Source organism: Rhodococcus sp. LB1, assembly GCF_001583455.1.
Lineage (GTDB): Bacteria > Actinomycetota > Actinomycetes > Mycobacteriales > Mycobacteriaceae > Rhodococcus_F > Rhodococcus_F opacus.
This window is the reverse complement of the sequence record NZ_LTCZ01000017.1, coordinates 27,148-49,833: the sequence shown is the minus strand read 5'-3', so window position 1 is coordinate 49,833 and position 22,686 is coordinate 27,148. Positions and strand designations below refer to the sequence as shown.

Here is a 22,686-nt window from a genome sequence, read left to right as displayed (position 1 = left end):
CGTTCAGCGGCGGAACCACGCCTCGGGCTCGTCCTGCAGCGCCTTGTCGAGCCGCAGCCGCGACGACGGGGTGAGGTCCGGCGGCAGCGCGCCGGGGGAGAACCAGGCGACGTCGTGGTTCTCGTCGTCCGACACGGCAGCCTCCCCGCTCAGATACCGCGCGAGGAAACACACGTCGAGATACTGCGCGACGTCGCCGTTGGGATAGGTGATCGGATCGGTGACGTCGACACTCGTGATCCGGACCAGTTCGGCGTCCACGCCGGTCTCCTCGCGTACCTCACGCAGCGCGGCGGGTCCGGGTTCCTCCCCGGGTTCGAGGATGCCGGACACGACCGCCCATTTGCCGTTGTCGACGCGCCGGGTCAGCAGCACCCGGCCGTCGGCGTCACACACGACGACACTCACCCCGGACAGCCACAGCGGCGCGGTGCCGACGTGGCCGCGCAGGGCGGTGACGAACTCGGGTACGGGCACCGGGCCTCCTAGCCGACGTAACCGTTCAGCGTGTTCCTGAGGTCGGTGAGCATCGCGCGCGCAGCGACGACGCCGTTTCCGCCCCACACGTCACCCTCCACGGCGAAGACCCGCTTGTCGGAGGCCGCCTCGAGGTCTTCCCATGCCTCACCGGACATCACGTCCTCCGCGTGCGCGGTGCCCTCCTCGCCGTCGAGGACGGCGTAGATGAGGTCGCCCTCGGCCTGGTCGATGTCGGATTCGGAGATCGGTTCGGTGACTGCGCCGTCGAGGTTCTGATAAGCGGGTCGCCGCACTCCGGCGTCGGTGAGGACCTGGCCGGCGAACGTGGCCGGACCCTCGACCTCCATGCTGTCGGCGTCGAATCGGACGACGGACGCCTGTGTCTGCGCGGCATCGATGTCGACGCCGAGCTGCTTGGCGTCCTGCTGGTATTGCTCGAGCGCGGCCGTCGCCGCGTCGGCCCGGCCCAGGGCGTTGCCGGCGAGGAGGAACTGGGCCTTCCAGTACACGGGGTCGGAGCCGACGAACACGGTGGGCGCGATGGGGGAGAGCGCACCGTACAGCTGGTCGGACGCCGGACTCGATCCGAGGATCAGGTCCGGGTCCGCCTGCGCGATCTTGTTCACGTCCGGGGCGTCGACGGATCCGACGCTCGGGATCTCGGAGATGCCCGTGCCGAGGTATCCGGGCTGAGGCGAGTCCCCGTCGAGGGTCGCCGCGCCGACCACGTTCTTCCACAGACCGAGTGCGCACACCGCGTCCAGTGCGGCGCTGTCGAGTACCACGATCCGCTGCGGATCGGACGGAACGTCGCTCTCGCCTTTCGTGTGGACCACCCGGTGCGTCGAGCCGGCCGCGAGTGCGGCGTCGACCGGGGCCGGCTCGGCGCAGGCGGTCGTGGTGTCCCTCTCGATGCCGACCACGCCGGCTCCAGCGATCTGCGTGGTGGTCCGGACGATGGACGCTGCCGGATCGTCGTCGGACGGTTGAGAGCAGCCGGCGACTGCGAGCACAGCGACGGCGGCGACGAGACCGGTGGACGCGCGGCGGGCGGAAAACCTACGAGGGGACAATTCGGCGACTTCCTGTGTGTGCGGGCGCGTTCAGGTTAGCCGCTGTGCTTGTCCACCCCGAACGTGTCCGACAGGTCGTCGAGGATGAGGTGCGCGCCCTGGATGCTGACCGGCGACATCCAGCGGGCGTCGTCGACGTCGACCTTGCGTCCCTTCAGCGTCTGCCACAGCGGGCTCTCCAAGAACGGCTTCGCCGCTTCGGCGCTCTTGCCTGCCGGGTCCTGCCAGGTGCTGACGAAGATGGCGTCGCCCTCCGCCTCGCTGATCAGCTCGGGGCTGATGGCTTGCATGATGTTGTCCGGATCGGCCGGATCGGGGCCCTGGCTCTGCGGACGGGCAAGCCCGGCGTCCGAGAGGACGATCCCGCTGAACGAGGTGGTGCGGTAGAGGCGTGCCGTCGGCTCGCCCGCGAACCGGACGACCGAGATCACCGGATTCGACGCCGTGTCGTTGATCTCCGCGCCGACGGCGGCGGCCCGCTCCTCGTAGGCGCCGATCTTCTGCTCCGTGAGTTCCTCCTTGCCCAGTGCCGTGCCGACGAGCCGGATGTTGTCCTTCCACGTGGGCCCGGTCGTCTCGGTGAAGATGGTCGGCGCGATAGCGGACAGTTGCTCGTAGTTCTTCGCGTCGCGCACTTCGGCGGAGATGATCAGGTCGGGTTGCAGCGCGGCGATCTGCTCGAGGCTCGCGTTGCTGACCTTGCCCACCGATTCGGCTTCCGCCGCGAACTCGTCCCGCGAGGAGCCGAGGTAGTCGGGCAGGCCGGGTTCGCGGTAGTCGACGTATCCGACGAGCGGCGCCTCGAGGAGGAGGACGGCGTCGGTGAAGCTGTTGTCGAGTGCCACGATGCGCTGCGGCGCGGCCGGGATCTCGGTACTGCCGCGGAAGTGGTCGACGGTGCGGGGGAACTGCCCGGTCGACGAGGTGGTGCTCGACGCGGCGTCGGAGTCGTCACTGCTGGAGCAGGACGTGATCGAGAAAGTGGCTGCAGCGGCTAGTGCGACCGCGCCGGCGACGACCCGGCGTCGGGAGAGAACGTTCACATGGAGCTCCTGATCGAAGTTAGGTGAGCGAAACCTTAGCACCGGGGATTCGGGGTGTCGGAGCCTCCGGGCTCCGTGTCGACCGGTCACGTGCGACACGCCGGACCGCGTGACAGTGAGCACTCCCCGGTGCGACAAACCGCAGGTCGCATGCGCCACAATTTGCTCTGAGTCCGGGTAAGTACGACAGTGGGTAGGACCCAGTCGGAGGCCGCTCAGGGCACGGTCTACGATTCGATGAGCGCAAGCCAGAGACCGTTCGCCTCGCAGCCCGGGGACGGACGCGCATTCAGGAGGATCAGTGACTGCCGTAGCGCCCCAGCCAGTCCCCGCGATAGCTGCAGCCAGGCCTTACCCGCCGCGGCAGGGACCCAAGGGCTCGTTCATCTTCAAAATGATTACGACCACCGACCCCAAGGTGCTCGGAATCATGTACTTGACGACCTCGATCGCGTTCTTCCTCATCGGTGGTCTCATGGCCCTGATGATGCGCGCCGAGCTCGCTGTGCCCGGTATGCAGTTCTTGTCGAACGAACAGTTCAACCAGCTGTTCACGATGCNNNATCCTGCCGCTGCAGATCGGTGCCCCCGACGTGGCGTTCCCGCGACTCAACGCGTTCAGCTACTGGCTGTACGTGTTCGGCGCGATCATCACGACCGCCGGCTTCATCACCCCCGGCGGTGCCGCGGACTTCGGCTGGACCGCCTACACGCCCCTGACGAGTGCGCTGCACTCCCCGGGCGTCGGCGCCGACCTCTGGGTCATGGGCCTCGCGGTCGCCGGCCTCGGCACCATCCTCGGTGGTGTCAACATGATCACCACCGTCATCTGCCTGCGTGCCCCCGGCATGACCATGTTCCGCATGCCGATCTTCACGTGGAACATCTTCATCACCAGCATCCTGATTCTGCTGGCGTTCCCGCTGCTGACCGCTGCATTCATGGGCCTGTTCGTGGACCGTCACCTCGGTGGCCACATCTTCGACCCGGCCACCGGCGGTGTGCTGCTGTGGCAGCACCTGTTCTGGTTCTTCGGTCACCCCGAGGTGTACATCATCGCGCTGCCGTTCTTCGGCATCGTCTCGGAGATCTTCCCGGTCTTCAGCCGTAAGCCCGTGTTCGGTTACAGCGGCCTGGTCTACGCGACCCTGGCGATCGCCGCCCTCTCCATCGCGGTGTGGGCTCACCACATGTACGCCACCGGCGCCGTGCTGCTCCCGTACTTCTCGTTCATGACGTTCCTGATCGCCGTCCCGACGGGTGTGAAGATCTTCAACTGGATCGGCACCATGTGGAAGGGGCAGTTGACGTTCGAGTCGCCGATGCTGTTCTCCATCGGCTTCCTCATCACGTTCCTCTTCGGTGGTCTGTCCGGCGTCATCCTCGCGAGCCCGCCCCTCGACTTCCACGTCACGGACACCTATTTCGTGGTCGCCCACTTCCACTACGTGGTCTTCGGCACCGTCGTGTTCGCCACCTACGCCGGCATCTACTTCTGGTTCCCGAAGATGACCGGACGCATGATGGACGAGCGTCTCGGCAAGTGGCACTTCTGGACCACGTTCATCGGCTTCCACGGCACGTTCCTCGTCCAGCACTGGCTGGGTAACGAAGGTATGCCGCGTCGCTACGCCGACTACCTGCCCTCGGACGGCTTCACGTTCCTGAACTCGTTCTCGACGATCTTCGCGTTCGTCCTCGGTGCCTCGACGCTGCCGTTCATCTGGAACGTCTTCAAGAGTTACCGGTACGGCGAAGTCGTCACTGTCGACGACCCGTGGGGTTACGGCAATTCGCTCGAGTGGGCCACCAGCTGCCCGCCGCCGCGGCACAACTTCACCGAGCTGCCGCGCATCCGCTCCGAGCGTCCCGCGTTCGAGCTGCACTACCCGCACATGGTCGAGCGGATGAAGGCAGAGGCGCACGTCGGACCGGGCCACGGTGGCAAGCACGCCAGCACCGTGCTCGAGAAGGAACGCCACGAGCCGCTGACCGTCGGCGACGAAGGCGACCCCGGAACCGACACCGGCCGCTGACACATCAGTTTCGGAAAGGCCCCGCCCCAGCAACGGGCGGGGCCTTTCAGTTGGCACAATGGGTGCCGGACAAGCCGCGCGAGCAACATGATCGGAGTACATCGGTGGGTGCAGCTGACACCACTGTCCTGGTGACCGTGACGGGCCCCGACCGACCCGGCGTCACCTCGGTGCTCTTCGGGTCGCTCTCCCGCCACGACGTGAGCCTTCTCGACGTGGAGCAGGTGGTGATTCGTGGGCGACTGACCCTCGGTGTCCTGGTGGCCTGCCCCGAGAACGGGGAAGCGCTGCAGGAGGAACTCGAAGAGGCGATGGCCACCGTCGGGATGTCGGTGGACGTCGAGATCGGTGCCGATCCGGGCAGGCAGTCGCTGTCCACCCATGCCGTGGTCGTTCTCGGTAGCCCGGTGTCGGCTCGCGCGCTGCGTTCGGTGGCCCGGGAGATGGCGACACTCGGGGTCAACATCGACTCGATCCGCGGCGTCGCCGACTACCCGGTGACGGGCCTCGAACTCCTGGTGAGCGCTCCCGGCACGGCAGAGGCGGACAAGAGTCTGCGCACCGTGCTGGCAGAAGTGGCCGTCCGCGAGAACGTCGACATCGCCGTCGAACGCGGGGGACTGGCCCGTCGCGCCAAACGGCTCATCGTGTTCGACGTCGACTCCACCCTCGTCCAGGGCGAGGTCATCGAGATGCTCGCCGCGCGGGCGGGCGTCGAGGACGAGGTGCGCGCCGTCACCGAATCGGCGATGCGCGGCGAGATCGACTTCACCGAGTCCCTGCACCAGCGGGTCGCGACCCTCGCCGGCCTCGACGCGTCCGTGATCGACGACGTCGCGGAAAACTTGGAACTGACACCGGGCGCCCGCACCACCATCCGGACGCTGCGCAGGCTCGGCTTCCACTGCGGTGTGGTGTCCGGCGGATTCCGGCAGGTCATCGAGGGTCTGGCCCACGAACTGGAACTGGACTTCGTGCAGGCCAACACACTCGAGATCGTGGACGGCAAGCTCACCGGCCGGGTGATCGGCGACATCGTCGACCGGGCCGCGAAGGCGACCGCACTGCGCAAGTTCGCCGCTCAGGTCGGCGTCCCGATGGAGCAGACGGTGGCGGTCGGCGACGGCGCCAACGACATCGACATGCTCAACGCCGCCGGGCTGGGAATCGCGTTCAACGCCAAGCCCGCTCTGCGCGAGGTCGCGGACACCGCACTGTCGCACCCCTTCCTCGATGCCGTGCTGTTCATCCTCGGGGTCACCCGCGACGAGGTCGAGGCCGCGGACGCGGTGGACGGCGTGGTGCGACGAGTCCCGCTGTCGTGACGGAGTCGTGCCGGGGCGCGGTCACCGGGGAGACCGGTGACGACACCCTGTGGGCGGCGCGTCACGCCGTCCTCGCGGCCGGATACGGCGGCCGGCCGGACCCGGACGACCCGGCGCAGGTCCTCGCCATGCCGATCGTGCTGCACATTCCGAAGGCCGACCCCCCGCCGCGTAGTGCTCTGCTCGAAGCTGCAGCCACCGCGGCTGTGGCGTTGTGCCTCGACCCTCGCGTCGGCCCCGACGAGACGGGCGCGCCCGGACCGTGGCAGGAGGATTACCTCGCCTGGATCGGGTCCCGGATCCGCAAGGTGACGCGGCGGGCGCGGGGAGCCGGGTGGCGTGCGGCGCAGGAGGTCGACGGGATCACCGTCGACGTCGACGGGGCACAGGCCCGCGCACTCGTGCCCGTCGCCGTCGGTGCGCTCGATCCTCGCATCCGGAAGTTGCAGATCGGCGGGACCGATCTCGACCACGACGACCCCGGAGAGATCCCGGACGGGGATCCGGTGCTGTGGATCAACTCCGCTCTGGACATGACGGTGGGGAAGGCCGCGGCCCAGGTGGGTCACGCGTCGATGCTGCTCGCCGGTGCGATGCCCACCGAGCAGGCCCGCGCGTGGGCGGCCACCGGCTACCGCTGCACGGTGCGGGACGCCGACGTCGGACTGTGGGAGGAGCTGACCATCGAGGTGGTGCGGGGCCGGGCGATCGCCGTTCGCGACGCCGGTTTCACCGAAGTGGCTCCCGGCTCGATGACCGTGATCGCCTGCCCCTGAGCGTCGACGCATCGACAGTCCAGTGTGCGCGTCGTGGCTATGGGGTGCGGCAGGATTTCCCGGAACACTGACGTCATGCTCGCTCGACGCCTGATCGCTCTGTTCGCCGGACTGTGGCTGTACGGCTTCTCGATGGCCATGATGATCACCGCCGGCCTCGGTCTCGACCCGTGGGACGTGTTCCATCAGGGGGTGGCGGATCGCACGCCACTCAGTTTCGGTGTGGTGACCGCGCTGACCGGTGTCGTGGTGCTCGCGCTCTGGATCCCGATCCGTCAGAAGCCGGGATTCGGGACGGTCGCCAACGTCGTAGTCATTGCCGTCTCGGTGGACACCTCGCTCGCGTTCCTCGAACCCGCCGACTCCCTTCTCGTGCGCATCGTGGTGATGCTCGGTGGCGTGGTCCTCAACGCGCTCGCCACCGTGCTGTACATCGGTGCGGGGATGGGCCCCGGTCCGAGGGACGGTCTCATGACCGGTCTGGTCGCGCGGACCGGGCTGTCGGTGCGGGTGATCCGCACGTCGATCGAGGTGACCGTGCTGGCCACCGGCTGGTTGCTCGGCGGCACCGTGGGTGTGGGCACCGTCGTCTACGCGCTGGGCATCGGCCCGCTCATTCAGCTGATGATGCGCTTCGGTGGCATCTACCCGACCGCACGGAAGACGAGCAGCGTCGGACCGGACAGTGCGATCGTGGAGTCTCCGGAGATCGGGCCGCCCGGCGCGGGTGCGCCGTCGGGGGACGCCGAGTCGAATTCGGCGAGCACCGTGCCGTAGAACCATTCGGGACAGCCCAGCGTGATCACGGTGGGTCCGCCCGAGTGGAGGACGAGAAGCCAGCTGTCGTCGGTGAGCTGGTGCCCGTCTTCGGTGTGGGAGCGGATGTCGGATCCGTCGATCCACGCCTGGAGGGTGCGCCTGGAGTCGTCGTACCACGCGGGGTCGTCCATCTCCGCGCCGTCGGCGCCGAACCACACGAGGTCGGGATGGCCGGTGGGTGTGCGCCTGCCCTCGAAGAATTCCGGCTGGCGCAGCGCGGGGGAGGCGCGTCGGAGGTCGAGGGCGCGGGTGACGAATGCGGTGAGACTCGTGTCCCCGGTGCTCCAGTCGAGTGGCCAGGAGTCTTCACGAGGGGTGTCCTCGGGGACGCAGTACGCGTTGTTGTTGCCGCCGAGGGTGTGACCGAACTCGTCGCCTGCGGTGAACATCGGCGTGCCGGTCGACAGTGCGAGCGTGGCGAGGAGCGCGCGGACGTGCCGGGACCGCGCCTCGATGATCGACGGATCGTCGGTGGGACCTTCGACGCCGTGGTCGGCGGAGTCGTTGTGATCGGCGCCGTCCCGGTTGTCCTCGCCGTTGGCCTCGTTGTGTTTGCGGTCGTACGACACGAGGTCCGCGGCGGTGAACCCGTCGTGCGCGGTCACGAAATTGACGGACGCCCACGGCCGCCGGTTTCCGAATACGTCCTCGGAACCCGCCACCCGGGAGGCGAGATCGCGTACCCCGGTGCCGCCGTTCCAGAACCGTCGAACGGTGTTGCGGTACTTGTCGTTCCATTCCGACCACTGAACGCCGAAGTGCCCGACCCGATATCCGTCCGAAGTGGCGTCCCACGGTTCGGCGATCAGTTTGCACCGGGAGAGAACGGGATCCGCCGTGATTGCGGAGAAGATCGAAGCGCGGGAATCGAATCGGCCGCCACCGGGCCGGCCGAGAGCGGACGCGAGGTCGAACCGGAAGCCGTCGACGCCCATGTCGTGCGCCCAGTAGCGCAGGCTGTCGCCGATCATCCGGACGGCGACGGGCGACTGTGCGTCGACGGTGTTCCCGCAACCGGTGAGATCGATGTCGCGACCGTCGGAGTCGAGGAGGTAGTAGCCGGGGGCGTCGAGGCCGCGCCAGCTGAGGCTGATGCCGTCGACGCCCTGCTCGCAGGTGTGGTTGTACACCACGTCGAGGACGACCTCGATCCCCGCGGCGTGCAGCGCGTCGACCATCGTGTGGAATTCGGTGATCTCCTCACCGGGCACCACCGCATAGCCCGGGTGGGGAGCGAAGAACGCCGCGGTGGAGTATCCCCAGTGGTTGCGCATGCCCCGCGAGCGGACGGTGGCCTCGGAGACGTACGCCTGGACGGGAAGCAGTTCGACCGCGGTCACCCCGAGGCGGACGAGATGACCGACGACAGCGGGTTCCGCGAGACCCAGATACGTTCCGCGGTACTGCGGTGGCACGTCGGGGTGCCGTGCGGTGAACGATCCCACGTGAAGTTCGTAGACAACGGTTTCCTCCCAGGGCCTTTCGATCCGCGGTCCGCTCGTGCGGGCGTGGTCGGCCGTCACCACCGACAGCGGGGTGTGGCCCAGGCTGTCGACGCGCGACGGGCCGCCGAACGGGTCGCCGTCGTGGGAGACCAGTGCGTCGTGGTCGCCGAGTTCGCCCGCGATGCGGGTCGCCCACGGATCCAGAAGCAGCTTGGCGGGGTTGAGGCGCACGCCGCGTGCGGGGTCCCAGCGCCCGTGCGCGCGGTAACCGTAGCGCTGTCCCGCACCGACCCCCTCGACGATGCCGTGCCAGATGCCGTACGTCCGCTGGACCAGATCGATCCGCGTCTCGTCGCCGCCCTCGGAAATCAGGCACACCTGTACCAGTTCGGCGTCGGGAGCGTGAACCGCGAACTGCGTTCCGGTGCCACGCACTTTCGCTCCCAGGGGAAACGGTGATCCGGGCAGCCGCAGACTCGGCGGGAGCGACGACATCTCGCCGGGGTGCGAATCGATGTGAGGCGACACGCAACTGATCCTGCCGTGAATGCTCGGAAGATGTGCGGGAAGATGGGTCCGTGCATGAACCTGATCCTGATCTCCTCATCGAATTCGACGACGTTCTCCTCCGCCGCGGGGGCAACACTCTGGTGGGCCCGGTCACCTGGAAGGTGGAACTCGACGAGCGGTGGGTCGTCCTCGGACCGAACGGGGCAGGAAAGACGTCGTTGCTCCGGATCGCGGCCGCCGAACTGCATCCCACGAGCGGAAGCGCCTACCTTCTCGGCGAGCGGCTCGGCCGCGTCGACATCAACGAACTGCGACCGCGGATCGGACTGTCCTCCTCGGCTCTCGCCAACCGGGTGCCGTCCGAGGAGATCGTGACCGATCTCGTCGTCTCCGCGGGCTACGCGGTCCTCGGACGCTGGCGTGAGCGCTACGACGACATGGATACCGACCGTGCCGTCGAGATGCTCGAGAGCCTCGGTGCCGAGCACCTCGCCAAGCGCACGTACGGCACCCTGTCCGAGGGTGAGCGCAAGCGCGTCCTCATCGCCCGTGCGCTGATGACCGACCCGGAACTGCTGCTGCTCGACGAGCCCGCCGCCGGTCTCGACCTCGGTGGGCGCGAGGAACTCGTCGCGCGCCTCACCGATCTCGCCGCCGACCCCGACGCCCCCGCGACGGTTCTCATCACCCACCACGTCGAGGAGATCCCGCCGGGATTCACTCATGCGCTGCTCCTCAAGGAGGGGGAGGTGGTCTCGCAGGGGCTCCTGGATCAGGTCATCACGGCCGAGAACCTCAGCGAGGCGTTCAGCCAGTCCATCAGCCTGGACAAGGTCGACGGCCGGTTCTTCGCGCGGCGGACCCGCGTCCCCGGCGCGCACCGGCGGGGCTGACGACCGGCCGTCACACCGGGGGACCGACTGCGACCCGCGTCACCCGGCGGCGTAGGTTCCGAGACATGGTCTCGAAGCAAGAGCAGGCGCCCCGCGACAGTACCGACGTGGCACCCAAGGACGCGTCCACCGTCATCCTCATCCGTGATGCCGCGGCAGACGCCGCGGCGTCCGGTATCGAGGTGTTCCTCCTCCGCCGGGTGAAGGGGATGGCGTTCGCCGGCGGCATGACCGTGTTTCCCGGCGGCGGGGTCGACCCGTCCGACGCCGACGCCGAGGTCGACTGGGCGGGACCGTCCGTCGACTGGTGGGCCGGGCGGTTCTCCACCGATGCGGCGCGCGCGAAGGCCCTCGTGTGCGCGGCGGTGCGCGAGACGTTCGAGGAATGCGGCGTGCTTCTCGCGGGACCGAGTGCGGACACGGTCGTGGCGGACACGTCCCGTTACGCGCAGTCCCGCATCCAGCTCGAGAAGCGGGAACTGTCGTTCAGCGACTTCCTGAAGCGCGAGAACCTCGTCCTGCGAGCCGACCTGCTGCGGCCCTGGGCCAACTGGATCACCCCCGTCGGCGAGAGCCGCCGCTACGACACGCGTTTCTTCGTCGCCGCCGCACCGCACGGTCAGATCGCGGACGGCGCGACGTCCGAGGCCGAGCACGTGCAGTGGCAGAGTCCCGCCGCGGCGCTCGCGCACTGGCAGGGCGGCGGAAGCATCCTGCTGCCGCCGACGTGGAGTCAGCTCACGGCGCTCAGCGCGTTCGGTTCGGTCGCGGAGGTGCTGGCCGCGGAGCCGGAGATCCCGGTGATCCTGCCGACGCTGATCACGGACGAGGAGCAGCTCCGAGTCGAGTTCCCGGGGCAGGACGGCTACTACGAAGCCGGTCCGCATCCGTGGGCGTCCCGCGACTGATCGCGATGCGGCGGGCCGCGAAACCGGGTCGGGGGCAGACAAGTAGCCTTTTGCCTCATGGCTGAGTTTGTCACTCTCGAGGTATCCGAAGGCATCGGCACGATCCGGCTCGCGCGTCCACCGATGAACGCCCTGAACCGTCAGGTTCAGCAGGAGTTGCGGGCAGCGGCGCGGGAGGCGACCGTCGACGCCGACGTGAAGGCCGTCATCGTCTACGGCGGCGAGAAGGTCTTCGCCGCGGGCGCGGACGTGAAGGAAATGTCCGAGATGGACTTCGGGCAGATGTCCGACGTGATCGGCGACCTGCAGTCCGACCTCGCGGCGGTCTCCGAGATTCCGAAGCCCACCGTCGCCGCCATCACGGGGTACGCGCTCGGCGGCGGCCTGGAGGTCGCGCTGTCGGCGGACCGGCGCATCGCGGGCGACAACGCCAAGCTCGGCGTGCCGGAGATCCTGCTCGGCGTCATTCCCGGCGGCGGCGGCACCCAGCGTCTCGCCCGGCTGATCGGACCGTCCAAGGCCAAGGATCTGCTGTTCACCGGCCGGTTCGTCGACGCCGAGGAGGCTCTCGCGATCGGTCTGGTCGACGAGGTCGTGGCGCCGGACGACGTGTACGAGGCGGCCCGCACGTGGGCGTCGCAGTTCACGAAGGGAGCGGGCCGCGCCCTGGCTGCGGCGAAGGCCGCCGTGGACCGTGGGCTGGACGTCGACCTGGGTACGGGGCTCGCGGTGGAGCGTCAGCTGTTCACCTCGTTGTTCGCCACCCGGGACCGCACGATCGGGATGGAATCGTTCATCGAGAACGGCCCAGGTAAGGCTCAGTTCACGGGCGAGTAGTCTGGAGCCCGAAACTAGAACCTGTTCACTCTTACCAGCGAGTAGGATTTGCCGCATGACTGCAAGCGCCCATGACGACCCAGCTCCTCATCCGCACGCCACCGCCGAAGAGGTAGAGGCTGCGCTGAAGGACACCAAACTCGCCCAGGTGCTGTACCACGACTGGGAAGCCGAGACGTACGACGAGAAGTGGTCGATCTCGTACGACGAGCGGTGCATCGACTACGCGCGCGGACGTTTCGACGCCGTCGCGGGCGATCAGCCGCTGCCCTACGAGCGGGCGCTCGAACTGGGCTGCGGCACCGGATTCTTCCTCCTCAACCTGATGCAGGGTGGGGTTGCGAATACCGGTTCGGTCACCGACCTCTCGCCCGGCATGGTGAAGGTCGCCCTCCGCAACGCCGAGGGCCTGGGATTGTCCGTCGACGGCCGAGTCGCCGACGCCGAAACCATCCCGTACGCGGAAGACACGTTCGACCTCGTCGTGGGTCACGCTGTCCTGCATCACATCCCGGATGTCGAGCAGTCGCTGCGTGAGGTTCTGCGCGTCCTGAAGCCGGGCGGGCGTTTCGTGTTCGCCGGTGAGCCGACCACGATCGGCAACTTCTACGCCCGCTGGCTGGGTCGCGCGACGTGGGAGGTCACCACCCGGGTCACCAAGTTGCCGTTCCTCGCCGACTGGCGTCGCCCGCAGGCGGAATTGGACGAGTCCTCCCGCGCGGCCGCGCTCGAGGCCGTCGTCGACCTCCACACGTTCGATCCGAGCGACCTCGAGAAGATCGCGAGGTCGGCAGGCGCCGAGCAGGTTCACGCGGCCACCGAGGAATTCGCCGCCGCTCTGCTCGGGTGGCCCGTCCGCACGTTCGAGGCCGCTGTGCCCCCGGAGAAGCTGGGCTGGGGCTGGGGGCGTTTCGCGTTCACCGGATGGAAGACGCTCAGCTGGGTCGACGAGAAGGTTCTCCGGCACGTGGTTCCGCGGGGATTCTTCTACAACGTCATGATCACCGGCGTGAAGCCCGGCAACTGAATTGGGCTATGCGTTCACTGCCGGGGACGTGGAGTTCCTGCAGAGCACGGAAGGGGCAGCCGCTCTCGCGGAGGTGGACGGCTTCGCACTGACCACGTCTACGCGCCTGGCCGACATCGGCCGGGCGCGTACGCGTTTCGGCTCACACGTGGCGTTGCTGGTGGAGACCGTGCTGTTGCGGCGGAAGGCGGCCGCCAAACTTCCCGGCACCGAAACCTGGTTCTTCACGGACGACGCCCTGCAACAGGCGACGCCGCGTGCGGTCGCCGCGCACCGTGCGATGCGGCTGAAGGGCCGGGACGTCCACGACGTCACGTGTTCGATCGGCGCCGAACTGGACGCGGTGGTCGGGACGGCCGCAACCGTGATCGGCAGCGACCTGGACCCGGTCCGGCTCCTGATGGCGCAGCACAACGTTCCCGGGGCGGTCGTTCTCCGCGCCGACGCGCTCGTCCCGTGCACCCGCGGCACCGTCGTGCTCGCGGATCCGGCGCGACGGTCCGGCGGCAGGCGCACACACGACCCCGCCGCGCTGGAGCCGCCGCTGCCCGATCTGATCGACGCGTACCGCGGACGGGATCTCGCGGTGAAGTGCGCCCCCGGACTCGATTTCGATCGGCTCGGCTGGGACGGCGAGGTGGAGGTGGTGTCGCTCGACGGCGGCGTGCGCGAGGCGTGCCTGTGGTCGCCGGGACTGTCCGGAGCCGGTGTCACCCGGCGGGCGAGCGTCCTCGGCTCCGACGGCACCGCGTGGACGGTGACGGACGCCGAGGACGACGACATCCCCGAACGCGCTCCGGGCGAGTGGATCATCGACCCCGACGGCGCCGTCGTGCGTGCGGGCCTGGTGCGGCACTACGCCGCCCGGCACGGGCTGTGGCAGCTGGATCCCCGGATCGCCTATCTCACCGGCGATTCGGTTCCCGACGGTGTGCGGGGCTTCCGCATTCTCGAACAGGTGAAGTATTCGGAGAAGTCGCTGCGGCAGGAGCTGGCGCGGCACGATTGCGGGGTGGCGGAAATCCTCGTGCGCGGCGTCGACGTCGATCCCGCGGTCCTGCGTCCCAAGCTGAAGCTACGCGGAAGTCGTTCGCTCAGTGTGGTGATCACGCGGATCGGCCGTGCCGGCGTCGCGTTCATCTGCGCTTCGCGCCCGTGAGTACTTCTCAACCGCCGGACGTTGACAAGTACTCACGGGTCAGCGGAGGACGAACAGCTCCCCGAGTAGTGTCGGGGTGAGGACTTCACCCTTCGGCCCGACGGACGTGCCGACCGTGAAGCCCTTCGCCCCGGGCAGGGTGTCCTGGTCGAGGGTTTCGCCGGTCCCGGTGTCGAACGTGAGCATCGCCAGTCCGTCCGTACCCTCGCGGACCACCGCGTAACCGGTGGACCCGGCCGTCTGTGCCGGGACGCCCAGCTGCAGCAGATCCTTCCGCTCCCAGACCAGTTCGGCGTGATCGCCCTTGTCCTGCAAGGCCAGCAGGTGGCCGTCGAGTCCGCCCGCGGGGATTATCAGACCGTCCGCGGACGTCGAGGGGCTGCCCGCGGCGGCGTACCCGATGTCGTAACTCCACTTCGGATCGCCGGTCGCGGAATCGATCGCCCACAACGTGCCCCAGTTGTCGTTGGTGTAGACGACGGAGCCGTCGGCCGACAGATCCGGGCTGGACGCGCTGCCGCCCGGCAGCGCATCGCTGGACCATTCCTGCGTGATCGCGGGTTTGTCGCCGCCGGAGTACTTCATCGCGACGAGTTCCGCCGCGGGTGCTCCTGGGGCGAAGAGCGTGAAGTAGAACTTGCCGGACTCGAGGTCGATGGCCGGCATGTTCGCGACCGGGCAGTCGGGTGCGCCGAAGAAGCAGCCGCTGAGGCCCTTGTCGTCGGGGAGGATGTCGACGTTCGCGCCCTCGGCGACGGACGGCGGCGGGACGAGATCGTAGGGTGCCACGATTTTCTGACCGGTCTGCGTGTCCACGACGTTGATCTGGCCGAGCTGGGTGATGAAGAGGAGATTGCCGTCGCCGGTGAACTGCGCCGACAGCGGCGTCCCGACCACCGGTGTGCGCCAACGCAGCTGGCCGTACTCGTTGAACGAGTTGATGGCACCGTTCTCGCCCACGTACACGTTGGCGGCGCCGTCGACGATCGGCGTGGACGCCACGACACCCGGCGCGAGCTGACGGCACCAGCGTTTGCGGCCGCTGTCCATCTGGTAGGAGAAGAGGTTGCAGCCCTTCTCGGTGCGGGCCGTGATGAAGATCTGGCCGCTGGCGGCCACCGACGCGTAGTTCGCCACCGGACCGCCGAGCGGACGCGACCAGGCGAAGGAGAGGTCGCGGGAACCGGTGACGGGGCTGGTGTCGCTGTTGCGGGCGTCGGCGTGCATGCCGGGCCACCCGCCGGCGGAGAAGATGTCGTCGACCTGCGTTCCGCTGCTGCAGCCGCTGAGGACGACAGCCGAGATCGTCGCCAGCGCCAGTACTGACGAACGTAGGACCCGCCGCATTACATCTCCTCGTCTTCGTTAACGCTCGGCCCAGAGACTATCCCGCCGAGGCTGCGCCGATCGGCACACCCCGATGCCGGTGTCGGAGTCCGGACACACCCGAACGGGGGCGCGAGCCGTGAACGTAGGCTGACAGGCTATGACGAGCATGTGGGGCGCACCGTTGCGTACGAGGTGGCGAGGATCGCGGCGGAGCGACAGCGAGCAGGCCCGCTTCCTGACACGCGACTCGCTGCGATGGGTGCTGGCGAACAAGGCGTACACGCCGTGGTACCTCGTGCGGTACTACCGGCTCGCGAAGTTCAAGCTGGCCAACCCGCACGTGATCCTGCGCGGCATGGTGTTTCTCGGCAAGCGGGTGGAGATCCATTCGACCCCCGACCTGTCGCGGCTCGAGATCGGCCGCTGGGTGCACATCGGTGACGGCAATGCGATCCGCTGCCACGAGGGCTCGCTGCGCATCGGCGACAAGGTGGTCTTCGGCAAGGACAACGTCGTCAACACGTACCTCGACATCGAGATCGGCGCGTCGACGCTCGTGGCCGACTGGTGCTACATCACCGACTTCGATCACCGCATGGACGACGTGAACGTCCCGATCAAGGATCAGGGCATCGTGAAGGGCCCGGTCCGCATCGGACCCGACACGTGGGTGGCGGCCAAGGTCACGGTTCTCCGCAACACGCGGGTGGGGCGAGGCTGTGTTCTCGGCGCGCATGCCGTCGTGAAGGGTGACATCCCGGACTTCAGCATCGCCGTCGGTTCGCCGGCCAAGGCCGTGAAGAACCGAAAGGCCGAGTGGGAGGCGGGCGCGTCCGAACGCGCGAAGTACATCGCCGCCCTCGAGGACATCGCCCGGAAGAAGGCGGCGCAGGAGAACTGACCGCCGCGGTGGCATAGTCGGCGTCATGACCGTGTCGGACAGTGAACTCGAGGAGCGCATCCGGGCGCTCCTCGACGCGCGGTCCGCGAGGTCGAGCATCTGCCCGTCGGATGTCGCGCGGGCCGTCGCACCGGACGACTGGCGTCCCCTCATGGAGCCGGTGCGGGAGGCCGCCCGGCGTCTGGCCGACGCCGGGGAGGTCGAGGTCACTCAGAAGGGTGCCGTGGTGGATCCGGGATCGGCACGGGGTCCGATCCGGATCCGGCGGGCCCGCACGGCCTGAGGGCCACGTCAGCGACCGGGCAGCGGACGCTCGGGAATCTCCGGCCTCGCCAACGGGTGCCGCACCCGCCGCTTGGCGCCCGCGTAGACGTGGACGGTGTCCTCGGCCACCGTGTGCCAGTCGAAATCCGCGGTGAGACGGTCACGGGCGGCCACCGCGCGCTGCTGGGCGCCCGCCGGGTCGTCGAGGACTTCCCGGACCGCGGACGTGAGCCCGGTGACGTCGCCCGGCTGGAACGACATGCCGGTCTCCCCGTCGACGACCGCTTCACCGAGGCCGCCGGCGGTGGACGCCACGAGCGGGGTGCCGGAGGCGGCGGCCTCGAGTGCGATGATGCCGAACGGCTCGTACCGGCTGGGCAGGACGATGGCGTCGGCGCCGTGCAGCCACCCGAGCAGTTCGATGTGGTCGAGGTTGCCGAGGAAGTTCACGGCACGGGCGACGCGATGGGTGCGGGCCTGCTGGTAGAGCCAGGTGAACTGGGTGCCCTCACCGGCGATCGACAGAGTGGTCCCGGGGTGGCTGCGGCGGATGCGGGGGAGCGCGGCGATGGCGTCCTGCACACCCTTCTCGTATTCGAGGCGGCCGACGAACAGTAGTTTCGGCGGTCCGGACCGTGGCGCGCGCTCGCGGAAGCTCCAGGTGGTGAGGTCGATTCCGTTGCGGATCACCGTGATCGGCGGGAGCTGCGGACCGTAGAGGGTGGTCACTTCGTCCTGCATCGACGCGGAACAGGTGATGAGCGCATCGGATTCGTTGGCCAGCCACCATTCCACCGAATGCACCTGCCGGTTGATCCGGCCGGACACCCAGCCGCTGTGCCGTCCGGCCTCGGTGGCATGGAGTGTGGAAACCAAAGGGACGTCGTAGAATTCGGCCAACGCGATGGCGGGGTGGGCCACGAGCCAGTCGTGTGCGTGCACCACGTCCGGCTGCCAGCCCTCCCCGACACCGGGCTTGTGCAGGGCGACGCCGGCCCGCACCATCGCGTGCCCCATCGCGAGTGTCCACGCCAGCATGTCCTCGCCGAAGACGAAGTGCGCGGGGTCCTCGGCGACGGCGACGACCAGGACGCCGTCCTCGATGTGGGTGACGGTGGGATGGGTGGAGGCGTCGGTGCCCGACGGCCGCCGCGACAGCACCACCACTTCGTGTCCGGCCGCCGCGAGTTCGGTGGCCAGGTGGTGGACGTGGCGGCCGAGACCGCCGACCACGACGGGTGGGTACTCCCACGACACGATCAGGATCTTCACGACGCCCCTCCCTCGGTGCCCGTCAGCCGGTGGTCCCTGCCGGGCAGACGCCGCGCGTCGAGCCCGGGGAACAGGCCGTCGGCGCGGTTCCATCCGTCTGCGAGCCGGTTCGCGGCCGCGTCCTTGCCCGCCGACATCGCGGCCGCGATTTCGCGGGTGGCATGTGCGTGCTTGTGTGCCCGGTCGCGGGCATATCCGGCGGCCGAATCCTTGCTGACCATGAACGCCCAGTCGCTCGACACCGTCATGAGTGCCTCCCGCAGTATCTGATCGTTCACGCGGTTCCGGAGCGCGGGACGTCCGGGGGCAGCATCGGTGTCGCGGGCCTTGTCCACGGTGTCGAGGGCAGTCGCGACGACCTCGGAGTTGAGTTGCACCAGGTCCGAGACCTGATCGCCGGCCCACACCCGCCAATCCTTGCCGGATCCCCACGACGAGTTCTCGAGCTGGACGGGTTCGCCCACGTAGCCCTGCCGGCGGGCGTCATCGAGGGTGCCGACCCGGATTCCGGCCTCGGGCAGCGCCCGCAGCACCTTCTCGAGCCACTCGGGGCCCTCGTGCCACCAGTGCCCGAACAGTTCCGTGTCGAACGCGGCGACGACGAGCGCGGGCCGTCCGATGCGCTCGGACTCGTCGCGCAGCCGCCTGCGGACGGTGGCGACGAAGTCGGCCACGTGCCGGTCGACCGCGGCCGTAGCAAGGGCGGGGTCGTACGGCGCCTTGTCGGCCGAGTCGACCGTGCGGCCGGTCACCCGGGCCGGTTTGAGGCCGGTGTCGTGGTCGTACGTGTGGAAGTCGCGGTAGGCGCCGTGCCCGGGGTAGCCCGACTTCGGCGACCACACCCGGTAACTCACCTGCAGGTCGCGTCCGAACGCGACCACGTCGGACTCACGGACCGGCCTGCCGAGCGACGTGTCGCCGCGCAGGGCGGGACCGTCGACCATGAAATGAGTGACACCCGCCTCGGCGTATCCGGTCTCCATGCCGGGGGTGTACCCGCATTCGGGCCCCCAGATACCTGTCGGCGTGCAGTTCCACCGCGCGGCGGCGTCGGCGAGCCCCTCGCGGAGGGAGAAGGCGCGCAACCGCGGGTCGAGCAGCGGCTGGAACGGGTGTGCCAGCGGCCCGCCGAGCAGTTCGAACGCCCCGCGGTCGAGAAGGTCGCGCAGTACCGGTGAGCCGCCGTGCCGCCAGCGCAGTTCGAAGTCGGCGAGTGCGGCGGCGGACGCGCGGTGCTCGCGGGCACCGAGATCGCGGTGCGCGTCGTCGGGCATGCCTGCCGCCTCGTGCGCGCGGATCTGCCAGTTCCCGAGCCAGTGGTGCATTCCTGCCAGACAGTGCGGATCGTCGAGCTGAGCGGCGAGAACGGGGGTGATGCCGAGGGTCAGCAGATGCGAGCGACCCTCGTCGGACAGCCGCCGCAGCATCGCGGTGAGAGGGAGGTACGACGCCGCCCACGACTGGTACAGCCACTCCTCGCCCACCGGCCACCGGCCGTGGTTGGCGAGCCAGGGCAGGTGGGAGTGCAGGACCAGGCAGAACATGCCCGGTTCCGTCGCGTCGCCCGCTCCGGTGCGGTTGTCGGATTCGGTCACCGAACAGGATCTTTCACCGCGACGGCCACCAGGTCGAGGCTGTCGTCGATGTCGCCCTCGTGCAGGGCGAAATCGTCGACGGTGATGCCCTCGACGTCGCGGGTCAGTTCGTCGGGCCAGGGTTCGCCGGCGAGTGCGCGGTCGATCTGCGCGCCGATGAACGAGCCGCCGTGCTTCGCGTCGAGGGATTTCAGCCGGTCGCCGTGATGGACGCCGGTCATGAGTGCGACCCTGAATCCGGCCTCCTCCAGGAGTTCGGTCAGCTCGGCCGCGTCGAGTTCGCGGGTGTGGAACGGATTGAGGGGCGTGTCGCGGCCAGGTGAGAACGTGATGCGGTTGGGGGTGCTGACGAGCAGTTCCCCGCCGGGCGTCAGCACCCGGAAGCATTCGCGCAGGAATTGCGCCTGGTCCCACAGATGTTCGATCACCTGGAAATTGACGACGGTGTCTACGGATTCGTCGTCGAGGGGAAGCTCCGCGAGGTTGCCGTGCAGCATCTCGACGCGGGGGTAGCGCGCACGCACGTGCTCGACCGCGGAGATGTCGTAGTCGAGTCCGGTGACGCTCTGTGCCACATCGGCAATCATGTTGGCGCCGTAGCCTTCTCCGGATCCGGCCTCGAGTACCCGGTGTCCCGCGCAGCGGGGGAGGAGGTCGCGGTAGACCACCTCGTGACGCCGGAACCAGTAGTTCTCCTCGGGGATCCCGGGCACGGTCCGCTCGCCCGTGAGGGGCAGTTGCTCGTCTCCGATCGATGGCAGTTGCTCGTGACCGAGCGGGGGAAGCGGTGCGTCCTCGCGGTCGCCGACAAATGATTCGCTCACCGCTGCGAGGTTAGTGCCACTGGCAAGGTCGCTCGTCCAGGTGGTCTACATCACAGGGATGAAATGCGCATTCGGCCGTTATGGTGAACGAGACTTTCACGCAAGTTACCGACCGGTAACTTAACGTGGGGTAATCTGTCGCAGAGCCATCGTGCGACGAAATATCGACAACGAGAGCTCGGCCCACGCGGAGCAACTCACGATAACCACGCAAGAACACACAGGAGGTCGACGAAGACCCATGACGAACATCGTTGTTTTGATCAAGCAGGTCCCCGACACGTGGTCCGAGCGCAAGCTGACCGACGGTGACTACACGCTTGACCGCGAGGCCGCCGATGCAGTGCTCGACGAGATCAACGAGCGCGCCGTCGAAGAAGCGCTCCTGATCAAGGAGGCTCAGGGCGGCGAGGTGACCGTCCTCTCCGCAGGTCCGGACCGCGCCACCGACGCCATCCGCAAGGCCCTGTCCATGGGTGCTGACAAGGCAGTGCACATCAACGACCCGGCCCTCCACGGCTCCGACGCGGTGCAGACCGCGTGGACCCTGGCCGCGGCACTCGGACAGATCACGTTCGAGAACGAAGAGCCTGCCGACCTGATCATCGCCGGTAACGAGGCCACCGACGGCCGCGTCGGCGCCGTCCCGGCCATCATCGCCGAGTACCTGGGCATCCCGCAGCTCACGCAGCTGCGCAAGCTCACGGTCGCCGACGGCACCGTCACCGGCGAGCGCGAGACCGACGAGGGCGTCTTCGGCCTCCAGGCGAGCCTGCCGGCGATCGTCAGCGTCACCGAGAAGATCAACGAGCCCCGCTTCCCCTCCTTCAAGGGCATCATGGCCGCGAAGAAGAAGGAAGTTCTCGTATACACGCTGGCCGACCTCGGTGTCGACCCGGAGACCGTCGGTGTCGCCAACGCGGGCACCACCGTCACCGCCTCCACCCCCAAGCCCCCGCGTACCGCTGGTGAGCGCATCGTCGACGAGGGCGACGGCGGCAGCAAGATCGCTGCCTACCTCGTGGGCCAGAAGATCATCTGATCGCGCCCCTCTACAGACCAGCAGACACATACAGGGAGAGTTAGACATGGCAGAAGTACTGGTGCTCGTCGAGCACGCAGAGGGTGCGCTGAAGAAGGTCAGCACCGAACTCATCACCGCCGCTCGCGCGCTCGGTGAGCCGGCCGCAGTGGTCACCGGTCCCGCCGGTACCGCCGACAAGCTGGCCGAGGGCCTCGCCGCCGCAGGCGCGGCCAAGATCTACGTCGCCGAGTCGGACGACATCGACGGCTACCTGGTCACCCCGAAGGTCGACGTGCTCGCATCGCTCGTCGAGTCGGCCGCGCCGGCTGCGGTCATCACCGCCGCCAGCGTCGAGGGCAAGGAGGTCTCCGGACGTCTTGCTGCCCGCATCGGCTCCGGCCTGCTCGTCGACGTCGTCGACGTGAAGTCCGACGGCAGTGCCGTGCACTCCATCTTCGGTGGCGCGTTCACCGTCGACGCCAAGGCCAACGGCGACGTCCCGGTCATCTCGGTCCGCCCGGGCGCCATCGAGGCGAAGCCCGAAGCCGGCGCAGGCGAGAAGGTCTCCGTCGAGGTCCCGGCCCAGGACGAGGGCGCCGTCAAGATCACCTCGCGTGATCCGATCGTCGGTGGCGACCGCCCCGAGCTCACCGAGGCGACCGTCGTCGTCTCCGGTGGTCGCGGTGTCGGCAGCGCCGACAAGTTCTCCGTCGTCGAGGAACTCGCCGACTCGCTGGGTGCCGCTGTCGGCGCCTCGCGTGCCGCAGTCGACTCGGGCTACTACCCGGGCCAGTTCCAGGTCGGTCAGACCGGTAAGACGGTCTCCCCGCAGCTGTACATCGCGCTCGGCATCTCCGGTGCCATCCAGCACCGCGCCGGCATGCAGACGTCGAAGACCATCGTCGCCGTGAACAAGGACGAGGAAGCCCCGATCTTCGAGATCGCGGACTACGGCATCGTCGGCGACCTGTTCAACGTCGCTCCGCAGCTCACCGAGGCAGTCAAGGCCCACAAGGGCTGATTCTCGGCCGACGGCGGCCCCGTTCCCTTCCCGGGAGCGGGGCCGCCGTCGTATCTTCCGTCGTTCATCCGGGCTGCATCGACACGACACCCGGCCGATGCCCTCACGCCGCCCCTGCTCGGTAA

19 protein-coding genes and 2 pseudogenes are annotated in these 22,686 nt (G+C 68.4%); 13 read left to right on the top strand and 8 right to left on the bottom strand.

What is annotated here, in order from left to right; all coding sequences use genetic code 11:
* Positions 1-3: 3 nt before the first annotated feature.
* From AZG88_RS03650 to AZG88_RS03640, 3 genes are read right to left on the bottom strand one after another with little or no spacing between them, the layout of a single operon-like run.
* Positions 4-477 carry an NUDIX hydrolase gene (locus tag AZG88_RS03650; protein WP_061041151.1) on the bottom strand — a complete coding sequence of 158 codons (474 nt, stop codon included), beginning with the start codon at positions 475-477 and terminating at the stop codon, positions 4-6.
* Between the two features lie 8 nt (positions 478-485).
* A complete protein-coding gene (locus AZG88_RS03645) occupies positions 486-1,553 on the bottom strand; it encodes an iron-siderophore ABC transporter substrate-binding protein (RefSeq protein WP_061041150.1) in 1,068 nt (355 codons plus the stop codon).
* A gap of 35 nt (positions 1,554-1,588) precedes the next feature.
* A complete protein-coding gene (locus AZG88_RS03640; RefSeq protein WP_005240297.1) occupies positions 1,589-2,596 on the bottom strand; it encodes an ABC transporter substrate-binding protein in 1,008 nt (335 codons plus the stop codon).
* A gap of 301 nt (positions 2,597-2,897) precedes the next feature.
* Here AZG88_RS03640 and ctaD point away from each other — a divergent pair.
* From ctaD to yczE, 4 genes and pseudogenes are all read left to right on the top strand, one after another.
* Positions 2,898-4,632 (top strand): annotated as a pseudogene (ctaD, locus tag AZG88_RS03635) (aa3-type cytochrome oxidase subunit I).
* Between the two features lie 104 nt (positions 4,633-4,736).
* Complete coding sequence (gene serB, locus AZG88_RS03630; protein WP_005240300.1) at positions 4,737-5,957, top strand: phosphoserine phosphatase SerB; 1,221 nt, start codon at positions 4,737-4,739, stop codon at positions 5,955-5,957.
* The gene (locus AZG88_RS03625) at positions 5,954-6,733 is read left to right on the top strand and encodes an aminoacyl-tRNA hydrolase (RefSeq protein ID WP_005240302.1); all 780 of its coding nucleotides are present in this window, start codon (positions 5,954-5,956) and stop codon (positions 6,731-6,733) included. The genes serB and AZG88_RS03625 overlap by 4 nt, the downstream gene beginning before the upstream one ends.
* Before the next feature lie 75 nt (positions 6,734-6,808).
* Positions 6,809-7,510: a membrane protein YczE gene (yczE, locus tag AZG88_RS55440; protein WP_025432323.1), complete on the top strand. Its 702-nt coding sequence runs from the start codon at positions 6,809-6,811 to the stop codon at positions 7,508-7,510.
* Positions 7,511-7,524: 14 nt separating this feature from the next.
* Here yczE and glgX read toward each other — a convergent pair.
* Positions 7,525-9,492, bottom strand: a pseudogene (gene glgX, locus AZG88_RS03615) (glycogen debranching protein GlgX); the annotation flags it as partial.
* 83 nt (positions 9,493-9,575) lie between these two features.
* On the opposite strand from glgX, the gene AZG88_RS03610 reads away from it, so the two are divergent.
* The 5 genes from AZG88_RS03610 (at position 9,576) to AZG88_RS03590 (ending at position 14,331) form a co-directional block, all read left to right on the top strand.
* On the top strand, positions 9,576-10,400 hold the full coding sequence (locus AZG88_RS03610; RefSeq protein ID WP_009479645.1) for an ABC transporter ATP-binding protein: 825 nt from the start codon (positions 9,576-9,578) through the stop codon (positions 10,398-10,400).
* Positions 10,401-10,465: 65 nt separating this feature from the next.
* Entirely contained in the window at positions 10,466-11,308 is an 843-nt protein-coding gene (locus tag AZG88_RS03605; RefSeq protein WP_005240310.1) for an NUDIX hydrolase, read from the top strand.
* A 57-nt stretch (positions 11,309-11,365) separates the two neighbouring features.
* Entirely contained in the window at positions 11,366-12,145 is a 780-nt protein-coding gene (locus AZG88_RS03600; RefSeq protein ID WP_005240312.1) for an enoyl-CoA hydratase/isomerase family protein, read from the top strand.
* 55 nt (positions 12,146-12,200) lie between these two features.
* Positions 12,201-13,172: a class I SAM-dependent methyltransferase gene (locus AZG88_RS03595; protein WP_061041315.1), complete on the top strand. Its 972-nt coding sequence runs from the start codon at positions 12,201-12,203 to the stop codon at positions 13,170-13,172.
* Position 13,173: 1 nt separating this feature from the next.
* On the top strand, positions 13,174-14,331 hold the full coding sequence (locus AZG88_RS03590) for a THUMP-like domain-containing protein (RefSeq protein WP_061041314.1): 1,158 nt from the start codon (positions 13,174-13,176) through the stop codon (positions 14,329-14,331).
* 39 nt (positions 14,332-14,370) lie between these two features.
* Here AZG88_RS03590 and AZG88_RS03585 read toward each other — a convergent pair whose 3' ends face one another.
* Positions 14,371-15,678: an outer membrane protein assembly factor BamB family protein gene (locus AZG88_RS03585; protein ID WP_061041313.1), complete on the bottom strand. Its 1,308-nt coding sequence runs from the start codon at positions 15,676-15,678 to the stop codon at positions 14,371-14,373.
* A 139-nt stretch (positions 15,679-15,817) separates the two neighbouring features.
* Here AZG88_RS03585 and AZG88_RS03580 point away from each other — a divergent pair, with 139 nt between their 5' ends.
* A complete protein-coding gene (locus AZG88_RS03580) occupies positions 15,818-16,561 on the top strand; it encodes an acyltransferase (protein ID WP_009479650.1) in 744 nt (247 codons plus the stop codon).
* A 25-nt stretch (positions 16,562-16,586) separates the two neighbouring features.
* Positions 16,587-16,844: a DUF3253 domain-containing protein gene (locus AZG88_RS03575; protein ID WP_061041312.1), complete on the top strand. Its 258-nt coding sequence runs from the start codon at positions 16,587-16,589 to the stop codon at positions 16,842-16,844.
* A gap of 8 nt (positions 16,845-16,852) precedes the next feature.
* On the opposite strand, the gene AZG88_RS03570 is transcribed toward AZG88_RS03575, so the two are convergent.
* The 3 genes from AZG88_RS03570 to AZG88_RS03560 are packed head-to-tail and all read right to left on the bottom strand — an operon-like array spanning position 16,853 to position 20,516.
* Entirely contained in the window at positions 16,853-18,097 is a 1,245-nt protein-coding gene (locus AZG88_RS03570) for a glycosyltransferase family 4 protein (RefSeq protein WP_005240323.1), read from the bottom strand.
* Positions 18,094-19,692 carry a 1,4-alpha-glucan branching protein domain-containing protein gene (locus tag AZG88_RS03565; protein ID WP_197436062.1) on the bottom strand — a complete coding sequence of 533 codons (1,599 nt, stop codon included), beginning with the start codon at positions 19,690-19,692 and terminating at the stop codon, positions 18,094-18,096. The genes AZG88_RS03570 and AZG88_RS03565 overlap by 4 nt, the downstream gene beginning before the upstream one ends.
* A complete protein-coding gene (locus tag AZG88_RS03560) occupies positions 19,689-20,516 on the bottom strand; it encodes a class I SAM-dependent methyltransferase (protein ID WP_005240333.1) in 828 nt (275 codons plus the stop codon). The genes AZG88_RS03565 and AZG88_RS03560 overlap by 4 nt, the downstream gene beginning before the upstream one ends.
* Positions 20,517-20,757: 241 nt before the next feature.
* On the opposite strand from AZG88_RS03560, the gene AZG88_RS03555 reads away from it, so the two are divergent.
* Both AZG88_RS03555 and AZG88_RS03550 read left to right on the top strand, forming a co-directional pair.
* On the top strand, positions 20,758-21,558 hold the full coding sequence (locus AZG88_RS03555) for an electron transfer flavoprotein subunit beta/FixA family protein (RefSeq protein WP_005240334.1): 801 nt from the start codon (positions 20,758-20,760) through the stop codon (positions 21,556-21,558).
* Positions 21,559-21,604: 46 nt separating this feature from the next.
* Positions 21,605-22,561 (top strand): electron transfer flavoprotein subunit alpha/FixB family protein, encoded by a 957-nt coding sequence (locus tag AZG88_RS03550; protein ID WP_005240335.1) that lies wholly within the window; start codon positions 21,605-21,607, stop codon positions 22,559-22,561.
* The last annotated feature ends 125 nt before the right edge of the window (positions 22,562-22,686 follow it).

What these genes read in the sequence shown, in the direction of transcription:
- yczE (WP_025432323.1), top strand. Translation starts at nt 6,809, where the DNA reads ATGCTCGCTCGACGCCTGATCGCTCTGTTCGCCGGACTGTGGCTGTAC.
- AZG88_RS03605 (WP_005240310.1), top strand. Translation starts at nt 10,466, where the DNA reads ATGGTCTCGAAGCAAGAGCAGGCGCCCCGCGACAGTACCGACGTGGCA.
- AZG88_RS03600 (WP_005240312.1), top strand. Translation starts at nt 11,366, where the DNA reads ATGGCTGAGTTTGTCACTCTCGAGGTATCCGAAGGCATCGGCACGATC.
- AZG88_RS03595 (WP_061041315.1), top strand. Translation starts at nt 12,201, where the DNA reads ATGACTGCAAGCGCCCATGACGACCCAGCTCCTCATCCGCACGCCACC.
- AZG88_RS03585 (WP_061041313.1), bottom strand. Translation starts at nt 15,678, where the DNA reads ATGCGGCGGGTCCTACGTTCGTCAGTACTGGCGCTGGCGACGATCTCG.
- AZG88_RS03580 (WP_009479650.1), top strand. Translation starts at nt 15,818, where the DNA reads ATGACGAGCATGTGGGGCGCACCGTTGCGTACGAGGTGGCGAGGATCG.
- AZG88_RS03575 (WP_061041312.1), top strand. Translation starts at nt 16,587, where the DNA reads ATGACCGTGTCGGACAGTGAACTCGAGGAGCGCATCCGGGCGCTCCTC.
- AZG88_RS03555 (WP_005240334.1), top strand. Translation starts at nt 20,758, where the DNA reads ATGACGAACATCGTTGTTTTGATCAAGCAGGTCCCCGACACGTGGTCC.
- AZG88_RS03550 (WP_005240335.1), top strand. Translation starts at nt 21,605, where the DNA reads ATGGCAGAAGTACTGGTGCTCGTCGAGCACGCAGAGGGTGCGCTGAAG.